The organism is Citrobacter amalonaticus Y19 (genome assembly GCF_000981805.1).
Taxonomy (GTDB): domain Bacteria; phylum Pseudomonadota; class Gammaproteobacteria; order Enterobacterales; family Enterobacteriaceae; genus Citrobacter_A; species Citrobacter_A amalonaticus_C.
The window spans coordinates 145,728-165,982 of record NZ_CP011132.1; the positions used below are offsets into that span (position 1 = coordinate 145,728).

At 47.9% G+C, this 20,255-nt stretch carries 21 protein-coding genes; 14 read left to right on the forward strand and 7 right to left on the reverse strand.

Annotated features, from left to right (window positions below):
- The 4 genes from F384_RS00625 (at nucleotide 1) to F384_RS27770 (ending at nucleotide 3,304) form a co-directional block, all read left to right on the forward strand.
- On the forward strand, nucleotides 1-768 hold the full coding sequence (locus tag F384_RS00625; protein WP_046475565.1) for a DeoR/GlpR family DNA-binding transcription regulator: 768 nt from the start codon (nucleotides 1-3) through the stop codon (nucleotides 766-768).
- Nucleotides 769-807: 39 nt separating this feature from the next.
- On the forward strand, nucleotides 808-1,053 hold the full coding sequence (locus F384_RS00630; protein ID WP_046475568.1) for a YmjA family protein: 246 nt from the start codon (nucleotides 808-810) through the stop codon (nucleotides 1,051-1,053).
- 440 nt (nucleotides 1,054-1,493) lie between these two features.
- Nucleotides 1,494-1,736: a toll/interleukin-1 receptor domain-containing protein gene (locus F384_RS27765; RefSeq protein ID WP_052746866.1), complete on the forward strand. Its 243-nt coding sequence runs from the start codon at nucleotides 1,494-1,496 to the stop codon at nucleotides 1,734-1,736.
- Entirely contained in the window at nucleotides 1,721-3,304 is a 1,584-nt protein-coding gene (locus F384_RS27770; protein ID WP_052746867.1) for a right-handed parallel beta-helix repeat-containing protein, read from the forward strand. The genes F384_RS27765 and F384_RS27770 overlap by 16 nt, the downstream gene beginning before the upstream one ends.
- Nucleotides 3,305-3,598: 294 nt before the next feature.
- Here the strand turns inward: F384_RS27770 and F384_RS00650 are convergent, their stop codons facing one another.
- Together F384_RS00650 and F384_RS00655 are read right to left on the reverse strand one after the other, a co-directional pair.
- The gene (locus F384_RS00650; protein ID WP_046475570.1) at nucleotides 3,599-4,411 is read right to left on the reverse strand and encodes an LPO_1073/Vpar_1526 family protein; all 813 of its coding nucleotides are present in this window, start codon (nucleotides 4,409-4,411) and stop codon (nucleotides 3,599-3,601) included.
- Entirely contained in the window at nucleotides 4,386-4,598 is a 213-nt protein-coding gene (locus F384_RS00655) for a hypothetical protein (protein ID WP_046475573.1), read from the reverse strand. The genes F384_RS00650 and F384_RS00655 overlap by 26 nt, the downstream gene beginning before the upstream one ends.
- Before the next feature lie 524 nt (nucleotides 4,599-5,122).
- Here F384_RS00655 and F384_RS00660 point away from each other — a divergent pair.
- Nucleotides 5,123-6,433 carry a hypothetical protein gene (locus F384_RS00660; RefSeq protein WP_052746868.1) on the forward strand — a complete coding sequence of 437 codons (1,311 nt, stop codon included), beginning with the start codon at nucleotides 5,123-5,125 and terminating at the stop codon, nucleotides 6,431-6,433.
- Here F384_RS00660 and F384_RS00665 read toward each other — a convergent pair.
- Nucleotides 6,426-7,546, reverse strand: a protein-coding gene (locus F384_RS00665; RefSeq protein WP_096147877.1) for an IS3-like element ISSen4 family transposase whose coding sequence is annotated in 2 segments (ribosomal slippage) — nucleotides 6,426-7,288 and nucleotides 7,288-7,546 — 1,122 coding nt in all. Because the reading frame shifts where the segments join, the coding sequence is not laid out codon by codon here. The two genes, F384_RS00660 and F384_RS00665, sit on opposite strands and share 8 nt — an antisense overlap.
- Before the next feature lie 52 nt (nucleotides 7,547-7,598).
- On the opposite strand from F384_RS00665, the gene F384_RS29730 reads away from it, so the two are divergent.
- Nucleotides 7,599-7,835 carry an HNH endonuclease gene (locus F384_RS29730; RefSeq protein ID WP_413541467.1) on the forward strand — a complete coding sequence of 79 codons (237 nt, stop codon included), beginning with the start codon at nucleotides 7,599-7,601 and terminating at the stop codon, nucleotides 7,833-7,835.
- Between the two features lie 325 nt (nucleotides 7,836-8,160).
- On the opposite strand, the gene F384_RS00675 is transcribed toward F384_RS29730, so the two are convergent.
- Complete coding sequence (locus F384_RS00675; RefSeq protein WP_046475682.1) at nucleotides 8,161-8,604, reverse strand: NUDIX hydrolase; 444 nt, start codon at nucleotides 8,602-8,604, stop codon at nucleotides 8,161-8,163.
- 131 nt (nucleotides 8,605-8,735) lie between these two features.
- On the opposite strand from F384_RS00675, the gene F384_RS00680 reads away from it, so the two are divergent.
- Nucleotides 8,736-9,491: an alpha/beta fold hydrolase gene (locus tag F384_RS00680; protein ID WP_046475683.1), complete on the forward strand. Its 756-nt coding sequence runs from the start codon at nucleotides 8,736-8,738 to the stop codon at nucleotides 9,489-9,491.
- Nucleotides 9,492-9,654: 163 nt separating this feature from the next.
- Here F384_RS00680 and F384_RS00685 read toward each other — a convergent pair whose 3' ends face one another.
- Nucleotides 9,655-10,002, reverse strand: a complete 348-nt coding sequence (locus tag F384_RS00685) for a YacC family pilotin-like protein (protein ID WP_000846617.1) — start codon at nucleotides 10,000-10,002, stop codon at nucleotides 9,655-9,657.
- A 165-nt stretch (nucleotides 10,003-10,167) separates the two neighbouring features.
- On the opposite strand from F384_RS00685, the gene cueO reads away from it, so the two are divergent.
- From cueO to F384_RS00700, 3 genes are all read left to right on the forward strand, one after another.
- Complete coding sequence (gene cueO, locus F384_RS00690) at nucleotides 10,168-11,727, forward strand: multicopper oxidase CueO (RefSeq protein ID WP_046475693.1); 1,560 nt, start codon at nucleotides 10,168-10,170, stop codon at nucleotides 11,725-11,727.
- Nucleotides 11,728-11,889: 162 nt separating this feature from the next.
- The gene (locus F384_RS00695) at nucleotides 11,890-12,411 is read left to right on the forward strand and encodes a hypothetical protein (protein WP_046475696.1); all 522 of its coding nucleotides are present in this window, start codon (nucleotides 11,890-11,892) and stop codon (nucleotides 12,409-12,411) included.
- A gap of 274 nt (nucleotides 12,412-12,685) precedes the next feature.
- Nucleotides 12,686-13,990 (forward strand): glycoside hydrolase family 28 protein, encoded by a 1,305-nt coding sequence (locus tag F384_RS00700; protein ID WP_046475698.1) that lies wholly within the window; start codon nucleotides 12,686-12,688, stop codon nucleotides 13,988-13,990.
- A gap of 55 nt (nucleotides 13,991-14,045) precedes the next feature.
- Here the strand turns inward: F384_RS00700 and F384_RS00705 are convergent, their stop codons facing one another.
- Entirely contained in the window at nucleotides 14,046-16,436 is a 2,391-nt protein-coding gene (locus F384_RS00705) for a glucose/quinate/shikimate family membrane-bound PQQ-dependent dehydrogenase (protein WP_046475701.1), read from the reverse strand.
- Nucleotides 16,437-16,641: 205 nt separating this feature from the next.
- On the opposite strand from F384_RS00705, the gene hpt reads away from it, so the two are divergent.
- Nucleotides 16,642-17,178, forward strand: a complete 537-nt coding sequence (gene hpt / locus F384_RS00710) for a hypoxanthine phosphoribosyltransferase (RefSeq protein WP_042997896.1) — start codon at nucleotides 16,642-16,644, stop codon at nucleotides 17,176-17,178.
- Between the two features lie 65 nt (nucleotides 17,179-17,243).
- On the opposite strand, the gene can is transcribed toward hpt, so the two are convergent.
- Nucleotides 17,244-17,906: a carbonate dehydratase gene (gene can, locus F384_RS00715; RefSeq protein WP_046475706.1), complete on the reverse strand. Its 663-nt coding sequence runs from the start codon at nucleotides 17,904-17,906 to the stop codon at nucleotides 17,244-17,246.
- A 108-nt stretch (nucleotides 17,907-18,014) separates the two neighbouring features.
- Between can and F384_RS00720 the strand changes: the two genes are divergently transcribed.
- The 3 genes from F384_RS00720 to F384_RS00730 all read left to right on the forward strand — a co-directional run bounded on the left by F384_RS00720 (nucleotide 18,015) and on the right by F384_RS00730 (nucleotide 20,255).
- Nucleotides 18,015-18,941: an ABC transporter ATP-binding protein gene (locus tag F384_RS00720; protein WP_046475709.1), complete on the forward strand. Its 927-nt coding sequence runs from the start codon at nucleotides 18,015-18,017 to the stop codon at nucleotides 18,939-18,941.
- The gene (locus F384_RS00725; RefSeq protein ID WP_046475711.1) at nucleotides 18,938-19,708 is read left to right on the forward strand and encodes an ABC transporter permease; all 771 of its coding nucleotides are present in this window, start codon (nucleotides 18,938-18,940) and stop codon (nucleotides 19,706-19,708) included. Before F384_RS00720 ends, F384_RS00725 begins: the two co-directional genes overlap by 4 nt.
- A 106-nt stretch (nucleotides 19,709-19,814) precedes the next feature.
- Nucleotides 19,815-20,255 carry a PTS sugar transporter subunit IIA gene (locus F384_RS00730; RefSeq protein ID WP_046475714.1) on the forward strand — a complete coding sequence of 147 codons (441 nt, stop codon included), beginning with the start codon at nucleotides 19,815-19,817 and terminating at the stop codon, nucleotides 20,253-20,255.

Genomic DNA, 20,255 nt, shown 5'->3' on the forward strand with positions numbered 1-20,255 from the left:
ATGAAAGGACAACACCGTCTGGATAAGATTGTGGCGTATTTGAAAAATCATACGCTGGTTACCGTGGAACAACTGGTGGATGCCGTTGACGCCTCTCCGGCAACGATCCGCCGCGATCTGATCAAACTGGATGAACAGGGGGTGATCAGTCGCAGCCACGGCGGTGTTGCGTTACGGCGCTTTGAACCGGCACAACCGACCACCAACGAGAAGCAACTGCGATCGCCCGCTGAAAAAAGGGCGATTGCGCGTTATGCGGCCTCAATGGTACACGCGGGTGATGCCGTGGTGCTCGATGCCGGGACCACCATGCTGGAACTGGCAAAATGTTTAACCCATCTTCCTCTCAGAGTGATCACAGTTGATCTGCATATCGCCCTGTTTTTATCCGAGTTTCGCCAGATTGAAGTAACGATTGTCGGCGGGCGAATTGATGACAGCAGCCAGTCCTGCATTGGCGAGTTTGGCCGCAAAATGCTGCGCAGCGTCTACCCGGATATCGCCTTTATGAGCTGTAACACCTGGAGTATGGAAAAGGGGGTGACCACGCCGACAGAGGACAAAGCGGGGCTGAAGCAGGAAATTATCGCCAACGCCCAGCGTAAGGTGTTACTCGCCGATAGCAGCAAATATGGCGCGCATTCATTGTTTAATGTCGCTTCTCTCAGTCGCTTTACCGACGTCGTGACCGATGTTAATTTACCGCAAGCCGTGCAGGCCGAACTGAAGGCGCAATCCGTCGCCCTGACGCTGGTACAGCCTGAGTAACACCGTAACCGACGTTGGGATAACCCCAGGAGATGAGTGATGGGTAATGAAATACCGCTGAAATATTATGACATTGTGGATGAGTATTCGACGGAGTGTGCGAAGCCCGTAGACGATTCAGAACGTGAGCCCCTGGCGCACTATTTTCAGTTACTGATTACGCGTTTGATGAATAACGAAGAGATCAGCGAAGACGCGCAGCAAGAGATGGCCAGTGAAGCCGGCATTGATGCGCAACGCATTGATGAGATCGCGGAATTCCTCAATCGATGGGGGAATGAGTAGTCCCGTTGAGGTCTATTTGGATAAGGGCACGCAATGATGTTCGTCGTGTCCGCGCTTCTTAAGTGTATTAGCTCAAATTTGACCTGACACCGCTATGGCACAGATCTAAACCTAATCTGACAGGCGGCTCTGTGCCAGGAGCAGACCTATGCCATGCAGCAACCTGCTTACTCTACAGCCCTAGATTCTAAAACATGTTTCGACGCAAAAAAGCTGCATGCATGAGAACGTCTGACGGGCTAAAACATGATTCACCTTGTCATATCTTTTTGTTTTTATTGAATTTATTTTTTTCATAAAAAAGTTGAAACTGACGAATATCAGCGTTAATTTGTTTATATGAATATATTGGTGAAATGAACTAAATTTCATCTTAAAAGTTCATTTGTGCCACAAGTTTTTTAGTTATATTTCATTCACTTAGGTAGCGAAATTTAAATATGACAATAAGAGTTTTTATTAGTTATAGTTGGGATGATTCAGTTCATCAAAAATGGGTTGTGGGTTTAGCCAATAGTTTAAGAGAAAGTGGGATTGATGCGAATGTGGATGTTTTTAATGCTCACCAAGAAACCACTAATTTAAACAAAATGATGGTGAAGGAAATATCTATTAGTGACAATGTTATAGTTGTTTTAACAGAAAAATATAAGCAAAAGGCTACAAGTTGGGAAGGGGGGTAGGTTTTGAAAGTGAATTATTATTATCAGCATTAACGGATCAAGAAGCTAAAGATAAGCTTATTTTCATCATGAAAAACCCTAGTGGCTATTCAAAGGCATTTCCACCGCAGTATAAAAATTATTATGCTATCGATTTTTCTGATGAAAGTATGTTTAAGCATAAATTTAAAGAGTTACTCCACCGTATTTACCGTGTACCCCTCTATAGGAAAAGTGACATTGGAGTCAAGCCTGTCCTTGAACCGTTAAATCCATCTATTGAAAAAATAGACATCAACGATGATATTAAATTTTTACAATCAATAGATGAAGACTATATTGAAATTGATAATGTAATCTCATTATTGGAAAGCATTGGCTCTGATAAAAAAATTTTTCTAAAACAAGGTGTTTATAACATATCGAAAGGATTAGCAATTAGCAATGACTACATATCATGGAAAGAAGAGTATGATGGGAAATATCCAATCCTGAGAAATATCAAAAATTTAAGTATTAATGCAGAACTTGGAACGTATATTCTTATTGAACCAAGATATGCTTTTGTATTTGAATTTATGGGTTGTGCTAATATAAGCCTATCTAATTTAACACTCGGCCATACTGAATCAGGTTATTGTGTTGGCGGAGTGTTAAGATTCGACACGACAACAGATATCGTATTATCCGACTGTGTATTATTTGGGTGTGGCACTATAGGTATTGATTTAAATAATGTTGAAAGATTTAATATGACGAAATCTGTAATAAAAGAATGCACATATTCCCTTATGCATATACGGCACAGCAAAAGTATAAAGTTCACAGAGTCAACATTCAAAGACACACAAGAATTCGATTTGATTGAAATTGAAAATAGCAATTCCATTGAAATATGCAATAGTATTATATCATCCAATGCAACAGGTGAGTTTCTACCACATCTTTTCAGAGTTATAGGGGATTGCCATAATCTAAAAGTAATTGGCACAGAGATAAAAAATAACGAGATCAAATACTTGATTAACGATAGATCATTGATTGAATTTATTGACTGTAAATTCAAAAACAATGAATTTAGAGATTTCCCATATGAGTCAACATTAAATGTTTTAGCTGAAGAACCTAGCTTACCCATTAATGAGAATGTCATAGATGACCACGAACACTTGCTAGTTAACGCCAATTATAGCTCAATAGATTCACGAGGAAACGTTGTGTTTGATTACTCCAATAACAACGGCCACTACATTATCGGAAAGGATGAGTTTCTTTTTGAGCTATGTTTTTCAAAGTCAAGTGACAATGATATCCAATTATTAAATGATCCTGAAAGCATACATTCAGTATCGATTGTTAAAGGAATAAATAACATTAATGAAATAGATGATGCAAGAATTTATAATGACTCCTCGAGGATCAGACGCCCTAAAACAGGAGGGATAGCCATTTTAAAAAATGTTAACGGGTATTATGCTGCTATCAAAATCGTCTCTATAAAAGATGATACACGAGATGCTGACTTCGATGAAGTAACTTTCGATTATGTTATCCAAACCAATAGAAGCCCAGATTTCACCTCTTATTAATTTGGGCTTTTAAAAAAGCACATTAATTGGCGGCTACAAGTGTTTTATGTCTGTTCTTCGCTCACTGCGGACCCTTGGTTCAGATAGTTTGTCCGCTCTGTGCCAGGAGCGGACGTCAAGCACGTCTAAGTATGTTAATAGATGGCGAACATATCATATTTCAAAAATTGAATGGAGCAATTTTTCTGATATTATATGAACTTGTTAGGGCTGCTACAGTAGCCCTATTTTATAAGTAGAAATAGACAAGATCCCAAATATACTAATCGGCATGGTTCTAGTCAATGCTAAGATTTACTGTAAAAAATCGCGCAAATTCATTGAAGGAAATATTTTTGCCAGCATTTTGATGGCTATTACTTGGCCCGGTGTAGTGAGCGTGAGTTGGTGCAAGTCTTTTTGATCATAGAAATTTAAAGCTTGATACATTCTCGGATATTTCAATTCTGCATCAATCCCTTGTAGGTAATTATTTTTTTCCTTCATATCTTCAAAGGTATTGCTTCTCATAATGTTGACGTAACTTCCCACCCCAATAGAGGCCATTGTCTTGAGTTTCGAACGTGACATATCTTCACCTCGCGACAAAAAATGATCATAGATTAAGCCATAAACATTATCAATTTCAGCAGGGTTATCCAAAGTAAGTGATTGAATAAAATGCAATGCTGGCAAGATTGCTAGCATATCACTTGTTAATTTTGGTACCATCTCGACTGCAGCTTCAATGCAATTATCAATGTAGTCAGTACTGTCTTTTTCGATTCTGGATTCCAATAATTCAGCCAATAAATCGATGTCTATTTTAGTGCCTTTTCTTGCAGCACCTTGAACTGCGTTGTTAAATGTACTTTGTACATCAGGCTGAGCAAGCTTTTCCACTCTGATTTGATCAATCTTTGAATCAATTTTTTCGAACGTCGCTTTTACTAATGCGTCAACATTTTCCTTGGCCTTTGAGGCAGCAATAGCTTCGAGTCTGGGGAAATTCTCTGTTAGCAACAAATTAAATAATCTTTCACAATCAGCAAAGCTGATTCCTTGAGTTAAATTTCCTGCAATCTGTATTACAGTTGAATTTTCATTTGCTTGAGCTTTTTGATTCATTATCCTTTCCTCCTTTAAAATCACCTCCGACCTGAATAACCATACCGCCATTGACTTTGGCCTTTTGGGTGATTGACTTATTTTTTAGCACCTTTTTCCCTCCCCAAATTAATGAAAGAACCGCTAGAAGTAGACCGATATATGTAGCCCAGTCTGTACCTACGTGGATATTTAACCATTCAAGCATAGTTACGCTCCTTTTTTTGATAATTTACTATTTAAATCAATTTGTTATGTATGTTTGCTATTGAAGCTAGCGGTATCAGGCGATAGTGTAGTTGAGTCATGATAGGAAGCTGGTCATTGATATAGCGACATTAACACATGGTGAAGGTGAAGATCATCCTACTCAGGTAATTTCTGGGTTACATCGGGTCTGTGACTAACTCCTTGTTGATTAACATACTGCATTGTCAGTCATGACAATGCTTGTTTTGAGAGCAATAGCGAACTTCCGCTCAGACCTTCAGTGTCACGTGCTTGTCTGCTGTGTGCCACAAGCGGAAGTTGGAGTGTCAGAGGCCTTCTAAAATGATGGTTTGTTTAGCAGGGATACTTACGCAACGCCTACGCTGTTTCTATGATTTTTTAATTGGATTAATGTATGACGGTAATGCCCTCATTTCGTCAGTTCTTGCTGTTGCATGGATAGACGAATGATAAGAATTGTTTATATACTTGCCCATATCTACAGATTTTTCAGGTAATCACATGAAAATGACACGCTTAGAAGCTATTAAGGCATGGGGTATAGCAAACCGTGAAGGTAAGCCTATTCCCGATGATGTTAGAAAGGTTTTGATCAGCACTCAAAATAATAGCCGTCATGATTTCGGTGTAGAGACTCCTACAGCTAAAGTTAGAGTTAGCAAAGAGCAAGTAAAAAGGAATATGAACGATAAGAAATCGTTAGCAAAATCTGGTACTATCCGTAGTACGGGAGGTGCTTTAACTGCTGAACAAATGGAAATATACAACCAAAAACGCAAGTTAGATAACCAAAAGCGTAAAAATAACCTTCAAATTTATTCAAAGCTAATGCAAGATTTTATTGCATCTGGTTTATCAAAAAAACAAGCCATTAAGAAAGTTAGAGCAATTATTTTAAGTGCAAATCAAGATAAATTCAATAACGATAAAAAACCTCCTGCTGTCAGAATAAACCGAGTTATTAAATCCAATACTTTACTTAATGAGGAGAAGATTAAATCTGATCCCTGGCACATAGCAAAAGTTAAGCAAGATGCGATCAATTTATCTGAAGTCGAACAAAGACGGATCGACAAAGTACTTTTAAGACGTCCTATTTCATGTATTGAATGCAAAATTGACTTTAAATCATTTGGTGGATTTGTAGATCATACTAAAGATGTTCATCATGCTAGCGTAAGTACACCTAAGTTAATTGTAGAAAATGAAGCACCTATTGAAATTGTTGATATTGTCATTGAGTCGCCTGTATTACCATCTAACGAGCCAGTAGAGCCAACTGTTTCTATTCCTGTTGCCAAAACGCCAGAATCATTTAGTGATAAGTGGATCAGGTTGTTTGCAGGGAAAGGTTACAGTGCTGCAATGGTTGAAGCGTTTAAACGTGATGCAATTAGAGAGAATATGACGGCATTACAGATACATGATTTTCTTAATGTCTGTAAGCCCTATAAAGCCCCTGTAGAAACACCTGTTCGTCCTCTGGAAGCGATTATTATCCCTGAACAAGCTAGCACCATTGCAGAGGCCGTAGAAACGCTTGTAGAAGCACCTGTAGCATCTGTTGCTAATGATTCCTCTCACGCTGTTACCCTCGCTGATTCTATTGAGCAAGCTTTGTTTGCTGATCGCATTATTCGTACCCGTACCAATCAGAACGATTTTAAAGAACGTGTAGCCGCTAACTTTGGTCATCGTTGTGCCATTACGAATAGCGGAGAAGCGTTAGAAGCAGCTCACATTGAGCCAGTAGGAATGGGGAACAATAACACTTCTGACCTGCCCCCACGATTAGATACAACACTCAGTTAGTAACGTCGGAATCTTCATTCTCAGAATGACCCTTTCTCCAGCCCGCTGCAAATTCAGACGGTGTCTGATAATTCAGCGTGGAGTGCGGGCGGCATTCGTTATAATCCTGCCGCCAGTCATTAATAATTTTCCTGGCATGAACGATATCGCTGAACCAGTGCTCATTCAAACATTCATCGCGAAATCGTCCGTTAAAGCTCTCAATAAATCCGTTCTGCGTTGGCTTGCCCGGCTGGATTAAGCGCAACTCAACACCATGCTCAAAGGCCCATTGATCCAGTGCACGGCAAGTGAACTCCGGCCCCTGGTCAGTTCTTATCGTCGCCGGATAGCCTCGAAACAGTGCAATGCTGTCCAGAATACGCGTGACCTGAACGCCTGAAATCCCAAAGGCAACAGTGACCGTCAGGCATTCCTTTGTGAAATCATCGACGCAGGTAAGACACTTGATCCTGCGACCGGTGGAAAGTGCGTCCATGACGAAATCCATCGACCAGGTCAGATTGGGCGCCGCCGGACGGAGCAGCGGCAGACGTTCTGTTGCCAGCCCTTTACGACGTCTTCTGCGTTTTACGCCCAGGCCACTGAGGTGATAAAGCCGGTACACGCGCTTATGATTAACATGAAGCCCTTCACGGCGCAGCAACTGCCAAATACGACGGTAGCCAAAACGCCTGCGCTCCAGTGCCAGCTCAGTGATGCGCCCTGATAAATGCGCATCAGCAGCCGGACGGTGAGCCTCATAGCGGCAGGTCGACAGGGATAAACCTGTAAGCCTGCAGGCACGACGTTGCGACAGACCGGTCGCATCACACATCAACATCACGGCTTCCCGCTTCTGGTCTGTCGTCAGTACTTTCGCCCAAGAGCCACCTGAAGCGCCTCTTTATCCAGCATGGCTTCGGCAAGCAGCTTCTTGAGTCTGGCGTTCTCTTCCTCAAGCGACTTCAGGCGCTTAACTTCAGGCACCTCCATACCGCCATACTTCTTACGCCAGATGTAAAACGTGGCATCGGAAATGGCATGCTTGCGGCAGAGTTCACGGGCGGGTACCCCAGCTTCGGCTTCGCGGAGAATACTGATGATCTGTTCGTCGGAAAAACGCTTCTTCATGGGGATGTCCTCATGTGGCTTATGAAGACATTACTAACATCGGGGTGTACTAATCAACGGGGAGCAGGTCACTTCTAATGGGGTGCTTATGCTTGCTTGTTTGCATCGTCTTTTTGACGCTGGATTGATGGCTATCAAGCCTGATTCTCTTACAGTGCATTTCAAGGCTGATTGTACATACTTTGCTAAAAGTACGTTGGAAGGTAAAAAACTAAATGATCACTCAGTTCCTTTGAACAAATCAGGATTGTTAGAACGCTGGCTTAGCTTTAATGTTGATAGAATTTAGAGCAATTAAAACACTATATTATCTAATGGGGATAATTATCCCTAACATGCAATGAATATTCATAATCAAACCTTTCATTGTCTCCTAAAATGCTAATTATAAATATTAATAGTTCAATTCAGCATAAAGGTTGATATTCACTAATCCTTACCGCCCTCGTGGTTACTTAATGCAAATACCGCCCCTTGAATTGCAACTGTTTCTGTAATCACTATTGTGGGTACTGGACTGACCCCACAAAAGTGCCAACTTCCGCTCCTCGCTCAAAGTAGACTGTCAGATTTGATTGTGTGCTGCCAGTGAAAACCGTCAGATCAAGTTTGAGCTAATACTTCTCAAGCACCTCGATGATTAACTCGCGAGGGAATACGGTCTCTTTTGTTTCCCTGAGTTCCTCTATCGACCACCAGTGCTGCCCACGAATCACTTTTTGTTCATTGCCACTCCATCCGGAGTCATCGGTCTCTTGACGTTCTACACGGATAATGAAGAAACGTTCATCAGCCAGTACGGTTTCCCCGTTGGGTAGCATCATGGTGAAGGTTTGGGAGGCAATTTGCGGCCCAGCGGATCCTCTTATCAACCCTGTTTCTTCACGTAGCTCCCGTAATGCGGCGTGTTCAAACGTTTCCATTTCCTCGACGCCGCCACCCGGTGTTGCCCAGTAGGTACGTCCGCTCAGCGCATCATCTTCATGATGAAAACGAAAAAGCAGAACTCTGTTCTCTGCAGAGAGAATAATAAGTCGTGATGATGGACGCGTACGCATTATGTTTCCTTTATTTATTCTTAATTGATGCCTTAAAGCGTACCTGGGCAGATGCAAATCCACATCACCATTCTATTCTGCTCGTTCAGGTAACATCTATTCTATTCGACAAAATTAAAAAGGAATGCCGGATGCAGAGTTTGTTTTCATCAACTGCGGGTGCTTGTGTACGTTGGCATGATTTGCCTGGTCAGGGTATTCCGATTGTCTTCATTCATGGGCTCGGGTGCGCTTCTTCTTATGAATATCCGCGAGTCGTGATGGATCCCGAATTTGGCCAGCAACGTACCATCCTGATTGATCTTCCCGGATATGGTTTTAGTGATAAACCTCGTGATTATGACTACAGCATTACTCATCAGGCGGACGTCGTTATTGAAGTGATTAATGACTTACAACTCTCCTTATGTCATCTCTATGGTCACAGTATGGGGGGCAGCATTGCAATAGAAGTCGCGGAGCGACTGGGTGAAAGAGTTGGGAAACTGGTGGTTTCGGAACCCAACTTTCATGCCGGTGGTGGCATGTACAGCCGCCTGCTTGTAGAAAAGCCAGAAGCCGAATTTATCTCGCGAGTCTATGACGAGATACTGACAAACCACACATCGCCGTGGAAGGGGTCAGCCCAAAATGCCGCGCCTTGGGCACTGTGGCGGGGAGCGAAAAGTTTGATTGATGGCGCTTCTCCGTCGTGGATGGAAACGTTCCTGAGTTTGTCCTGTTCACGTGCGTTGATTTTTGGCGAACAATCCTTACCAGACAGTGACTTTCAGTATGTCAGCGATAGGGGGATATCTGTTGCCATCGTGCCAGAGGCCGGGCATTCAATGTCCTGGGAAAATCCATCGGCACTGGCAAGGGAGTTATACGTGTTATTGAGTGAATAAAGGATTTTGTTTATATCATAACCCGTTGTATTCAATGCCTTTACTGCACAGGGGTGCTTCGGCACTCTTGATTTCTTTGTGAACACCCGTAAAAAAGGCGCAACCTCATCGCTAACAATGACCGTTGATGCACGGTCATGATTTCAGCAATAGTGACGGGAGGTTATTTGACGTAAGCCAGCAGGCTCAGGGAATCGCGCGCCAGCGCTTTGCATTTTTTGGCGACAGGAATACCGATACCGCTTAAATCGCGATAGCTGTCTTCGCCGAGGGATTTCATATCGAAGGTGTCGTAGTTGCTGAGATCCCACTGGTTTTGCTGAGCAAAAAAGACCAGTGCGCGACGAATCTGCCCGTTGGGTAAATTCTGGTAGCCGCAGTCATTTTTCAGAAAGACAAAAACGGCCGTCAAATCGGCCATATCTTCGGCTTCAGATTCACTAAGCGCATAGCTGTTTGCGCATACGGCCATCAGGCTGCCGAACAACACGGTTCTGAAAAACGTCTTCATTGCTTCTACCACTGCATCACGGAATGTCAACGTTAGCATACTGGAGGCGAAGCGACGACTTTTATTATGAATTAAGTCATATCGCTGGCTTGACCTTGCCGTAAGGGGAGGGTCTATGCTCAGAGATTAGCGTTATTTCGCCTGCAACAAGATAAGGAAATGACCATGCAACGTCGTGATTTCTTAAAATATTCAGTAGCTCTGGGGGTGTCGTCAGCCTTACCGCTCTGGAGCCGCACCGTCTTCGCCGCCGAACGCCCCGCGCTACCGATTCCCGAACTGCTTACCACCGATGCGCGTAACTCTATCTCGCTGGTGGCGAAAGCCGGCCAGTCGACTTTCTTTGGAAAAACGGCAACCACTTGGGGCTATAACGGCAATCTGCTTGGGCCAGCGCTGAAGCTGCAAAAAGGCAAAGCGGTAACGGTGGATATTTCTAACCAGCTTAATGAAGAGACCACGCTGCACTGGCATGGGCTGGAGGTGCCGGGCGAGGTGGATGGCGGGCCGCAGGGGATTATCCCGGCGGGAGGGAAGCGTACCGTCACGTTTACGCCACAACAGCGGGCGGCGACCTGCTGGTTTCACCCCCATCAGCACGGGAAAACCGGGCGTCAGGTGGCAATGGGCCTCGCGGGTCTGGTTCTGATTGAGGATGAAGAGATTCAAAAGCTACTGCTCCCGAAGCAGTGGGGGATCGACGATGTGCCGGTCATCGTGCAGGACAAACGGTTTGATGCTGCCGGGCAGATTGATTATCAGCTTGATATGATGACGGCTGCCGTCGGCTGGTTTGGCGACACGCTGCTGACCAACGGCGTCATTTATCCTCAACATGCTGCGCCGCGCGGCTGGTTGCGCTTGCGTCTACTCAACGGCTGTAACGCCCGTTCACTCAATTTTGCGGCCAGTGATAAGCGTCCATTGTACGTCATCGCCAGTGACGGGGGACTGCTGGCGGAACCGGTAAAAGTCAACGAACTGCCTGTGCTGATGGGCGAACGTTTTGAAGTACTGGTGGACATCAGCGACGGTAAACCGTTTGATCTGCTGACTCTGCCGGTCAGCCAGATGGGGATGGCGATTGCGCCGTTTGATAAGCCGCATCCGGTCATGCGTATTCAGCCGGTTGCCATAAACGCCTCTGGTACATTGCCGGACACGCTCAGCGTCATGTCTGCGTTACCTTCCGTTGATGGGCTAACGGTGCGTAATCTGCAACTGTCGATGGACCCGATGCTCGACATGATGGGAATGCAGGCGCTGATGAATAAGTACGGCGACCAGGCGATGAGCGGGATGGCGCACGGGCAGATGCAGGGGCATATGGGCAACATGCAGCACGGTGACATGGGCCATATGAACCACGGCGGTCAATTTGATTTTCACAACGCCAATAAGATTAACGGTATCGCTTTTGATATGAACAAACCGATGTTTGCGGCGAGCAGAGGAAAGGTTGAACGCTGGGTGATTTCCGGGGTGGGCGACATGATGCTGCATCCGTTCCATATCCACGGCACCCAGTTCCGTATTTTGTCTGAGAATGGTCAGACACCAGCAGCCCATCGTGCAGGCTGGAAAGATACTGTTCGGGTGGAAGGCGGTATTAGCGAGGTGTTAGTGAAATTTGATCACGCCGCACCGAAAGAACATGCCTATATGGCGCATTGCCACCTGCTGGAACACGAAGATACCGGAATGATGTTAGGCTTTACGGTATAAGCGCTATGGAGGGCGACGCTGGCTTTCCCGGATATCGCTCTCCTTCTGAGATAGGAATAATACCATTCCCATCTGTAATTTCTGAAAATAGAGTGGGGCAGTATCTTTATTTATGTCACCGGATATACTCGCGCAATCTAACCGTTAAATCTGAGGTGAAAAATGGATATTTTCCGTAAAATCGTGGCGGCATCTTTTGCTCTGTTAGTGGCGATATCTGCTCATGCCGGAATGGACATGGAGCGTAAAAACTTCCCTGAGCTGAAGTTAAGCATCGAAATTCCACAAACGCTGACGCCAATGTCGGCAGAAATGGCGAAAATTAAGTACCCGTCGGAGAATCGCCCACAGATCATTTATGGTGATGAAAGAGGTAAAGTCTCACTGGGTGTGACCGCAGGTCGCAGCGCGCTGCCAGCCGCACAGGTGGATATGATGAAAGATGCGTTGCTGAAAATGTTAGCTAACTACAAACCGGAGGCGGAATCCGTTACGGTCGACGGACATAAAGCATGGTTACTGACTTTCCGCTCCCAGGCCGCAGACAGCGAAATTCTGAATCTGATGCTGATTACCAGCGAAAACAATAAAGCCGTCCAGGTGGCCTTTAATATGACCAAGGATTTAGTTGACCAGTATCAGGACGTTGCAAAAGCGTCACTAATGTCGCTGAAGTTTGACTAATCATCGTTGCTGAATATCAATAAGCGCCCGTAATTATTGCGGGCGTTTTGTTTTGCCCTGAATATTCCTTTCTGATAATCCTCTCTTTCTTATTATTCATCGTATTTATCATTAACCTGCATAAGAAAACGAGCCCCAGTATAAATGGTGACTTTTCTCATTATTTGATCTATCTCTATCTGTTAAATCGGGGATAAATGCGGGAAAGGGACGCGACACTGAATAAATTCAGTGGCATTAGCCCATCACGCCATGAGAGAGAAGGATTGAATTCATGTCCGTACAACTTGATGTCAAAGATTTTGGGGCGACTGGGGATGGTCTCGTCAAAGACACCCTGGCGCTACAAAGCGCCATCGATAGCGGGGCGGCGCAGGGTATTCCGGTCGTTATTTCTCCGGGGACATACCTGGTCGGTTCGTTATTCCTGAAAGAAGGCAGTCAACTCCATTTCGCGCAGGGAGCGACGCTACTGGGGTCGACGGATATTGCCGACTATCCGGAGATCCCGACGCGTGTGGCGGGCGTTGAAATGATGTGGCCTGCGGCGATAGTGAATGCCATCGAGGTGAACAACATTGCTATTTCAGGACATGGCAGGATCGATGGTCAGGGCGCGCACTGGTGGGATCTCTACTACGGCCCGGATAAAGCGAGCGGTCTGCGCGTTGATTATGACAGCAAAGGGCTGCGCTGGATTGCGGACTATCTCATTAAGCGACCGCGCGCCTGCCTGATTTACAAAGCAGAAAACGTCTCGATTACCGATTTAACCTTTGAGCGTGCCGGATTCTGGAATTTACAGATAACCTATGCCAGTAACGTGGTCGTCAGCGGAGTCACTATTCGTGATAACCACGGGCCAAGCACGGACGGCATTGACATTGACTCTTCCAGCAACGTCCGCGTCACGCAATGCGATGTGTCGTGCGGCGACGATTGCATCGTGATCAAGTCGGGTCGCGATGGGGACGGATATCGGGTTGGGCTAATTGCCGAAAACATTGAAATTGACCACTGCGTGATTCGCTCGGGCTACGGCGTGACGCTAGGCAGTGAAGTCAGCGGCGGCATACGTAACGTCTACGTGCACGATATTACCTTCGAAAACTCTGACTGCGGGCTGCGCATGAAGTCGTCGAAGGAGCGGGGCGGGTTTGTTGAAGATGTGGTCGTGGAAAACCTGCGAATGCGTAATGTGCAATTCCCTTTCTCCTGGATTATGGACTGGCACAACGCCTATAACCGCAAACGGTTCGACAATATTGCTGAGTTGCCCGAAGCCTGGCAGGCGGTGGCGAGGCAGATCCCGGAAAATTTACAGATGACCAAAGTGCGTAATATCCGTATCAGCCATGTTGATGCCACGCTGGAGGCAGATTATCGCTTACCGGCGCGCGCGTTTGATCTGGTGGCCTTTGCGGAGAAACCAATGGAGGACATTCGGTTTAGCCACTGCCGGATCGAGGCCAAAGAGTTTGGGCGTATTGTGGCGGTCAATCATTTGCGCTTTGATGACGTTGTCGTCTCTGCGGCGGGTGAAAATGACGGCGTGAATGATACGTTTGATAATCGCTAACATAAAAAAGACAGCGAGGGGTCTCCACGCTGTCTCTGCTGCCAAATAGACTGCGTTACTTCGCGTCGTCAGGCAGCGCGTAAGCCACGATATAGTCGCCCATCTTCGTACCAAACGAGCCATGGCCCCCGGCCGAAATCACGACATACTGTTTGCCGTTCACCTCATAGGTCATCGGTGTGGCTTGTCCACCGGCGGGCAGACGTCCCTGCCACAGTTTCTCACCATTACTCATGTTGTAGGCGCGCAGGTAGTTGTCCGCCGTGGCGGCAATAAACAGCACGTTGCCTGCCGTGGAGATAGGACCGCCCAGCATTGGCATCCCCATATTGAACGGCACCGGAACCGGCATCGGGAACGGCATACTGTCCTGTGGCGTACCAATGCGTTTTTTCCAGACCACTTCATTGGTTTTCAGATCTAGCGCGGAGATATACCCCCAGGCCGGTTGCTTACACGGCAGACCAAACGGCGACAGGAACGGGTTCAGCGTGACGCCAAACGGCACGCCGTACTGTGGCTGAATACCGGATTCGCTACCCGTGCCTTGCGCATCTTTCGGCGGTTCCATTGGATTACCCGGACCCCGTGGGATCAGCTTAGAAACGAACGGCAGCGCCATCGGGTTCGCTATCGCTACCTGACGGTTAGGATCGACCGAAATACCGCCCCATTCGAACATCCCGAGGTTGCCTGGGAACACCAGCGTGCCCTGTTCAGACGGCGGGGTAAAGATGCCCTCATAGCGCATCTGGTGGAACATCACGCGGCACACCAGTTGGTCGAACATGGTGGCACCCCACATATCCGCCCCGGTAAGATCTTTTTTCGGGCGGAAACTCAGTTCAGAGAACGGCTGCGTTTTGCTGACGTAATCCCCTTTCGCAGCACCCTGCGGAACTGGTTTTTCGGGGGCCGGAACGACCAGTTCGCCGTTACGGCGATCGAGGACAAAGATGTTACCGGTTTTCGCTGGCGCGTAGATGACCGGGACTTTCTCACCTTTGACGGTGATATCCGCCAGCGTCGGCTGGGACGGCATGTCCATATCCCACAGGTCGTGGTGTACGGTCTGGTAGCTCCAGGCAAGCTTACCGGTGGTGGCGTTCAGCGCCACAATCGAACTGGCATAACGTTCCTGCTCCGGCGTACGGTTACCGCCCCAGATATCCGGGGTGGTCACGCCCATCGGCAGATAGACCAGATCCAGCTTCGCGTCGTAAGCCGCCGGGGCCCAGGAGTTGGGGGAGTTAAAGGTAAACGCGTGTTCGTCGGACGGGATGGCATTCGGGTCTTTGGCACCCGGATCGAAGGCCCACAGCAGCTTGCCGCTATTGACGTCAAAACCGCGGATCACGCCCGAGGTTTCGCGGGTGGAGAAGTTATCGGTAACCGAACCGGCAATCACGATGGTTTTATCGGTGATGATGGGCGGCGACGTAGGCTCATACAGCCCCGGCGTCGTGTCCGGCATACTGGTTTGCAGATTGAGAATACCTTTGTTGGCAAAGGTTTCGCACAGCTTGCCGGTTTCCGCATTCACTGCAAACAGACGACCATCGTTCACCGGCAGGATGATGCGGCGCGGACAGTCGGCAACCACTTCCGGCGAGGCGCTATCAGCTTTCGCTTCATGGTACGACACGCCACGGCAGGTGACGTGCTGGAAGCTGGTGTTGGTATTCAGTTGCGGATCGAAATGCCACTTCTCTTTCCCGGTGGCCGCATCAAGTGCGAACAGACGCTGGTGGGCGGTACAGAGATACAGCGTATCGCCGACTTTAATCGGCGTCACTTCATTGGTTATCTCACCTGGATCGTTAGGCTGCTTCAGGTCGCCGGTGCGGAACACCCACGCTTCCTTCAGGTTGTGGACGTTGTCGGCGTTGATCTGCTTGAGCGGCGAGAAGCGTTGGCCTTCCTGATTACGCCCATACGCTGGCCAGTCGTTGTCAGAGATCGTGGAGATAGCTTCGGCCGGAGTGGCGTCAGCGCTCAGGGTGCCGTTGATTTCTTGTGGGTCATGGAAACCTGCCCAGGTCAGGATCCCTGCGCTAATCAGCAGAGCCACCACCAGTGCCGCTACGGCACCACGAGAAGGAACAATCAGGCGATGCCAGACAAACGGTAAAATCAGCCAGATGCCGAAGAAGACCAGAATGTCACTGCGCGGCGTTAGCGCCCAAAAGTCGAAGCCGACTTCCCAGACGCCCCAGATCAGGGTCGCGAGGAGCAGGGCGGCGTAGAGCCACAGTGCGGAACGCTGACTGCGCCAGAGCATAACGGCGACACCCAGCATGACAAGACCGGCGATCGGATAGTACCAGGAGCCGCCAATGGCGACCAGCCAGCCTCCGCCGATCAGAAGATACAGCCCGCAAAGTGCTGCAAAGAGGGCCGTTAACACCACGAGGCGTCGTAGTGAACGTGCGTTGTTATCTGCCATAAAAATACACCATCTCAATTTGTTAATTTTTTAGTAGCAATTAATTATAGGATTTAACAAGTGTGATCGTCATCACAAAATGAGCTTTATTAAGAGATGCCGCGGATAAATACTTTTACTGGTATACTGCATACCTTGCACTTCGATGCTGTTCCGGTAGAAGCAGACATTGAGTGATTTGTTTTTAAATCATATGGTTAGAGTTATGAAACATACTGTAGAAGTAATGATCCCCGAAGCGGAGATCAAAGCGCGGATTGCCGAACTGGGTCGTCAGATTACTGAACGTTACAAAGACAGCGGCAGTGACATGGTGCTGGTTGGTCTGCTGCGTGGCTCATTTATGTTTATGGCGGATCTGTGCCGTGAAGTGCAGGTATCTCATGAAGTCGATTTTATGACCGCCTCCAGCTACGGTAGCGGCATGTCCACCACCCGTGACGTCAAGATCCTTAAAGATCTCGATGAAGACATTCGCGGCAAAGACGTGCTGATTGTGGAAGACATTATCGACTCCGGCAACACGCTGTCGAAAGTGCGTGAAATCCTGAGCCTGCGTGAACCGAAATCTCTGGCGATTTGCACTCTGCTGGATAAACCCTCCCGCCGTGAAGTAAACGTTCCGGTCGAGTTCATCGGTTTCTCCATTCCGGATGAGTTTGTGGTGGGCTACGGTATTGACTACGCTCAACGTTATCGCCATCTGCCGTATGTCGGCAAAGTGGTGCTGCTGGACGAGTAAGCGTAAAAAAGCCGGGAAAATCCCGGCGTTGACTGGCTACGTCCCCGGTGCATGACCGGGGATTTTTATTTGTGGTTAATGTGTTTCTGGCTGAGGTTAGAAACACCCTGGCGATAACGCTGTTCCAGAGTGGCGCGACTGGTCGCGGTCACTTCCAGATCGCGCAACAGGCCATCGTGAATACCGTATGCCCAGCCGTGGATGGTCACTTTCTGACCCCGTTTCCAGGCTGACTGCATGATGGTGGAGTGACCCAGGTTATACACCTGCTCCATCACGTTCAGTTCACATAGCGTGTCCATACGGCGTTCTTGCGGCATTTCGCCAAGCAATGAGCTATGTTTGAACCAGATATCACGAATATGCAGCAACCAGTTGTCGATGAGACCCAGTTCCGGGTTCTCGACAGCAGCCTGAACGCCGCCACACCCGTAGTGACCACAGATAATAATGTGTTCAACTTCGAGGACATCAACGGCATACTGAACAACGGAGAGGCAGTTGAGGTCGGTATGGATGACCAGGTTAGCCACATTACGGTGGACAAATAATTCGCCCGGTTCAAGGCCGGTTAAACGTTCTGCGGGAACGCGACTGTCGGAACATCCAATCCATAGAAAGCGTGGTTTCTGCGCTTGCGCCAGTTTCTCAAAAAATCCGGAATCCTCTTCCACCAGCATTTTTGACCATAGTGCATTGTTGCTGATGAGTGTATCTATGTCTTTCATGGAGGTTAACGACCTGTAACCAAATAAGTGCGTTGGGCTAATATAGGGCAACTCCGGGATTATTTAAACCACATATAAAGTGTAAGAACGTAAGGTAAGTAAAAATTTATGACCATTGCACTGGAACTTCAACAACTTAAAAAAACTTATCCCGGCGGCGTTCAGGCGCTGCGCGGGATAGATTTACAGGTCGAGGCGGGGGATTTTTACGCGCTTCTGGGACCGAACGGGGCAGGAAAGTCGACCACTATCGGTATCATCAGCTCGCTGGTGAATAAATCTTCCGGGCGCGTCAGCGTCTTTGGCTACGATCTCGAAAAAGATGTCGTCAACGCCAAACGCCAACTGGGGCTGGTGCCGCAGGAATTTAACTTCAACCCGTTTGAGACCGTGCAGCAGATTGTGGTCAATCAGGCGGGCTACTACGGCGTGGAGCGTAAAGAAGCCATTGAGCGCAGCGAAAAGTATTTAAAACAGCTCGATCTGTGGGAAAAACGCAACGAACGTGCGCGAATGCTATCCGGTGGGATGAAGCGCCGTCTGATGATTGCCCGTGCGCTGATGCATGAGCCGAAGCTGCTGATTCTCGATGAACCGACGGCGGGCGTCGATATCGAACTTCGCCGCTCAATGTGGGGCTTTTTGAAGGATTTGAACGACAAAGGCACCACGATCATTCTGACCACCCACTACCTGGAAGAAGCGGAAATGCTCTGCCGCAACATTGGGATTATTCAGCACGGTGAACTGGTCGAAAACACCTCGATGAAAAACCTGCTCTCTAAGCTCAAATCTGAAACCTTTATTCTCGATCTGGCGGCGAAAAGTCCGCTGCCGCAGCTGGAGGGCTATCACTATCGGCTGGTGGATACCTCAACGCTGGAAGTCGAAGTGCTGCGTGAGCAGGGAATTAACAGCGTGTTCAGCCAACTCAGCGCGCAGGGCATCCAGGTACTGAGTATGCGTAACAAAGCGAACCGTCTTGAAGAGCTGTTTGTGTCACTGGTTCATGAAAAACAAGGAGATCGCGCATGATGCAGCTTTACTGGGTCGCGCTGAAAAGCATCTGGGCGAAAGAGATCAACCGCTTTATGCGGATCTGGATCCAGACGCTGGTGCCGCCCGTCATCACCATGACGCTCTATTTTATTATCTTCGGTAACCTGATTGGCTCCCGTATTGGCGAGATGCACGGTTTCAGTTACATGCAGTTTATCGTGCCGGGTCTGATCATGATGGCGGTGATCACCAACGCCTATGCGAACGTCGCGTCGTCGTTCTTTAGCGCCAAGTTCCAGCGCAACATCGAAGAGCTGCTGGTCGCACCGGTGCCCACGCACGTGATCATCGCTGGTTTTGTCGGCGGTGGCGTCGCGCGCGGACTGTGCGTCGGGGTTCTGGTGACGGCGATTTCGCTGTTCTTTGTTCCGTTCCAGGTGCATTCGTGGCTGTTTGTTGCGCTGACGCTGGTTCTGACGGCGATTCTGTTTTCGCTGGCGGGCCTGTTGAACGCCGTGTTCGCAAAAACCTTTGACGATATCAGCCTGATCCCGACCTTTGTGCTGACGCCGCTGACTTATCTTGGCGGGGTGTTCTATTCCCTCACGCTGCTGCCGCCGTTCTGGCAGGGCTTATCGCAGTTGAACCCGATCGTCTACATGATCAGCGGCTTCCGCTACGGCTTCCTCGGTATTCACGACGTACCGCTGGTGACCACGTTTGGCGTGCTGGTGGTCTTTATTGTGGCGTTTTATCTGCTGTGCTGGTCCTTAATCCAGCGCGGACGCGGGTTGCGTAGCTGACTGTTTTCACCCTCTCCTCCGGGTGAGGAGAGGGTGATTTTTGACCATTGTCATCATTCTCCATTTGTCACACTGATAAACTACTTGTCTGCTAACGAGGTGATAAATGCTAGGTTGGGTCATTACCTGTCATGACGATAAGGCTGAGGAACTCCTGAGCCTTCTGGAAAAAAAACACGGCCCGCTGACGCAATGCCGGGCGGTAAATTTTTGGCGTGGGTTGAGCGCGAACATGCTGAGTCGGATGATGTGCGACGCCTTACATGCCACAGATTCCGGTGATGGCGTCATCTTTCTGACCGATCTCCCCGGTGCGGCGCCGTATCGCGTGGCGTCATTGATGAGCCATAAACATCCGCAGTGTGAAGTGATCTCCGGCATTAATGAGACGCTGCTGGGGAGCATGGTTTCATCACGAAAATCAATGAGTAGTCCGGCGTTTCGCGACCAGATTGTTGCTCTCGGCGGACCAGAAGTGACCAGTCTTTGGCATCAGCAACAGAAAAATCCCCCCTTTGTTCTGCTGCACGATTTGTATGAGTATTAA

Excerpts from the sequence above, each read along its gene's own strand:
- can (WP_046475706.1), bottom strand. The coding sequence starts at position 17,906 with ATGAAAGACATAGATACACTCATCAGCAACAATGCACTATGGTCAAAA.
- cueO (WP_046475693.1), top strand. The coding sequence starts at position 10,168 with ATGCAACGTCGTGATTTCTTAAAATATTCAGTAGCTCTGGGGGTGTCG.
- F384_RS00630 (WP_046475568.1), top strand. The coding sequence starts at position 808 with ATGGGTAATGAAATACCGCTGAAATATTATGACATTGTGGATGAGTAT.
- F384_RS00725 (WP_046475711.1), top strand. The coding sequence starts at position 18,938 with ATGATGCAGCTTTACTGGGTCGCGCTGAAAAGCATCTGGGCGAAAGAG.
- F384_RS27765 (WP_052746866.1), top strand. The coding sequence starts at position 1,494 with ATGACAATAAGAGTTTTTATTAGTTATAGTTGGGATGATTCAGTTCAT.
- F384_RS00650 (WP_046475570.1), bottom strand. The coding sequence starts at position 4,411 with ATGAATCAAAAAGCTCAAGCAAATGAAAATTCAACTGTAATACAGATT.
- F384_RS00680 (WP_046475683.1), top strand. The coding sequence starts at position 8,736 with ATGCAGAGTTTGTTTTCATCAACTGCGGGTGCTTGTGTACGTTGGCAT.
- F384_RS00655 (WP_046475573.1), bottom strand. The coding sequence starts at position 4,598 with ATGCTTGAATGGTTAAATATCCACGTAGGTACAGACTGGGCTACATAT.
- F384_RS00730 (WP_046475714.1), top strand. The coding sequence starts at position 19,815 with ATGCTAGGTTGGGTCATTACCTGTCATGACGATAAGGCTGAGGAACTC.
- F384_RS00625 (WP_046475565.1), top strand. The coding sequence starts at position 1 with ATGAAAGGACAACACCGTCTGGATAAGATTGTGGCGTATTTGAAAAAT.
- F384_RS00675 (WP_046475682.1), bottom strand. The coding sequence starts at position 8,604 with ATGCGTACGCGTCCATCATCACGACTTATTATTCTCTCTGCAGAGAAC.
- F384_RS00700 (WP_046475698.1), top strand. The coding sequence starts at position 12,686 with ATGTCCGTACAACTTGATGTCAAAGATTTTGGGGCGACTGGGGATGGT.
- F384_RS00705 (WP_046475701.1), bottom strand. The coding sequence starts at position 16,436 with ATGGCAGATAACAACGCACGTTCACTACGACGCCTCGTGGTGTTAACG.
- F384_RS00695 (WP_046475696.1), top strand. The coding sequence starts at position 11,890 with ATGGATATTTTCCGTAAAATCGTGGCGGCATCTTTTGCTCTGTTAGTG.
- F384_RS00720 (WP_046475709.1), top strand. The coding sequence starts at position 18,015 with ATGACCATTGCACTGGAACTTCAACAACTTAAAAAAACTTATCCCGGC.
- F384_RS00685 (WP_000846617.1), bottom strand. The coding sequence starts at position 10,002 with ATGAAGACGTTTTTCAGAACCGTGTTGTTCGGCAGCCTGATGGCCGTA.
- F384_RS00660 (WP_052746868.1), top strand. The coding sequence starts at position 5,123 with ATGAAAATGACACGCTTAGAAGCTATTAAGGCATGGGGTATAGCAAAC.
- hpt (WP_042997896.1), top strand. The coding sequence starts at position 16,642 with ATGAAACATACTGTAGAAGTAATGATCCCCGAAGCGGAGATCAAAGCG.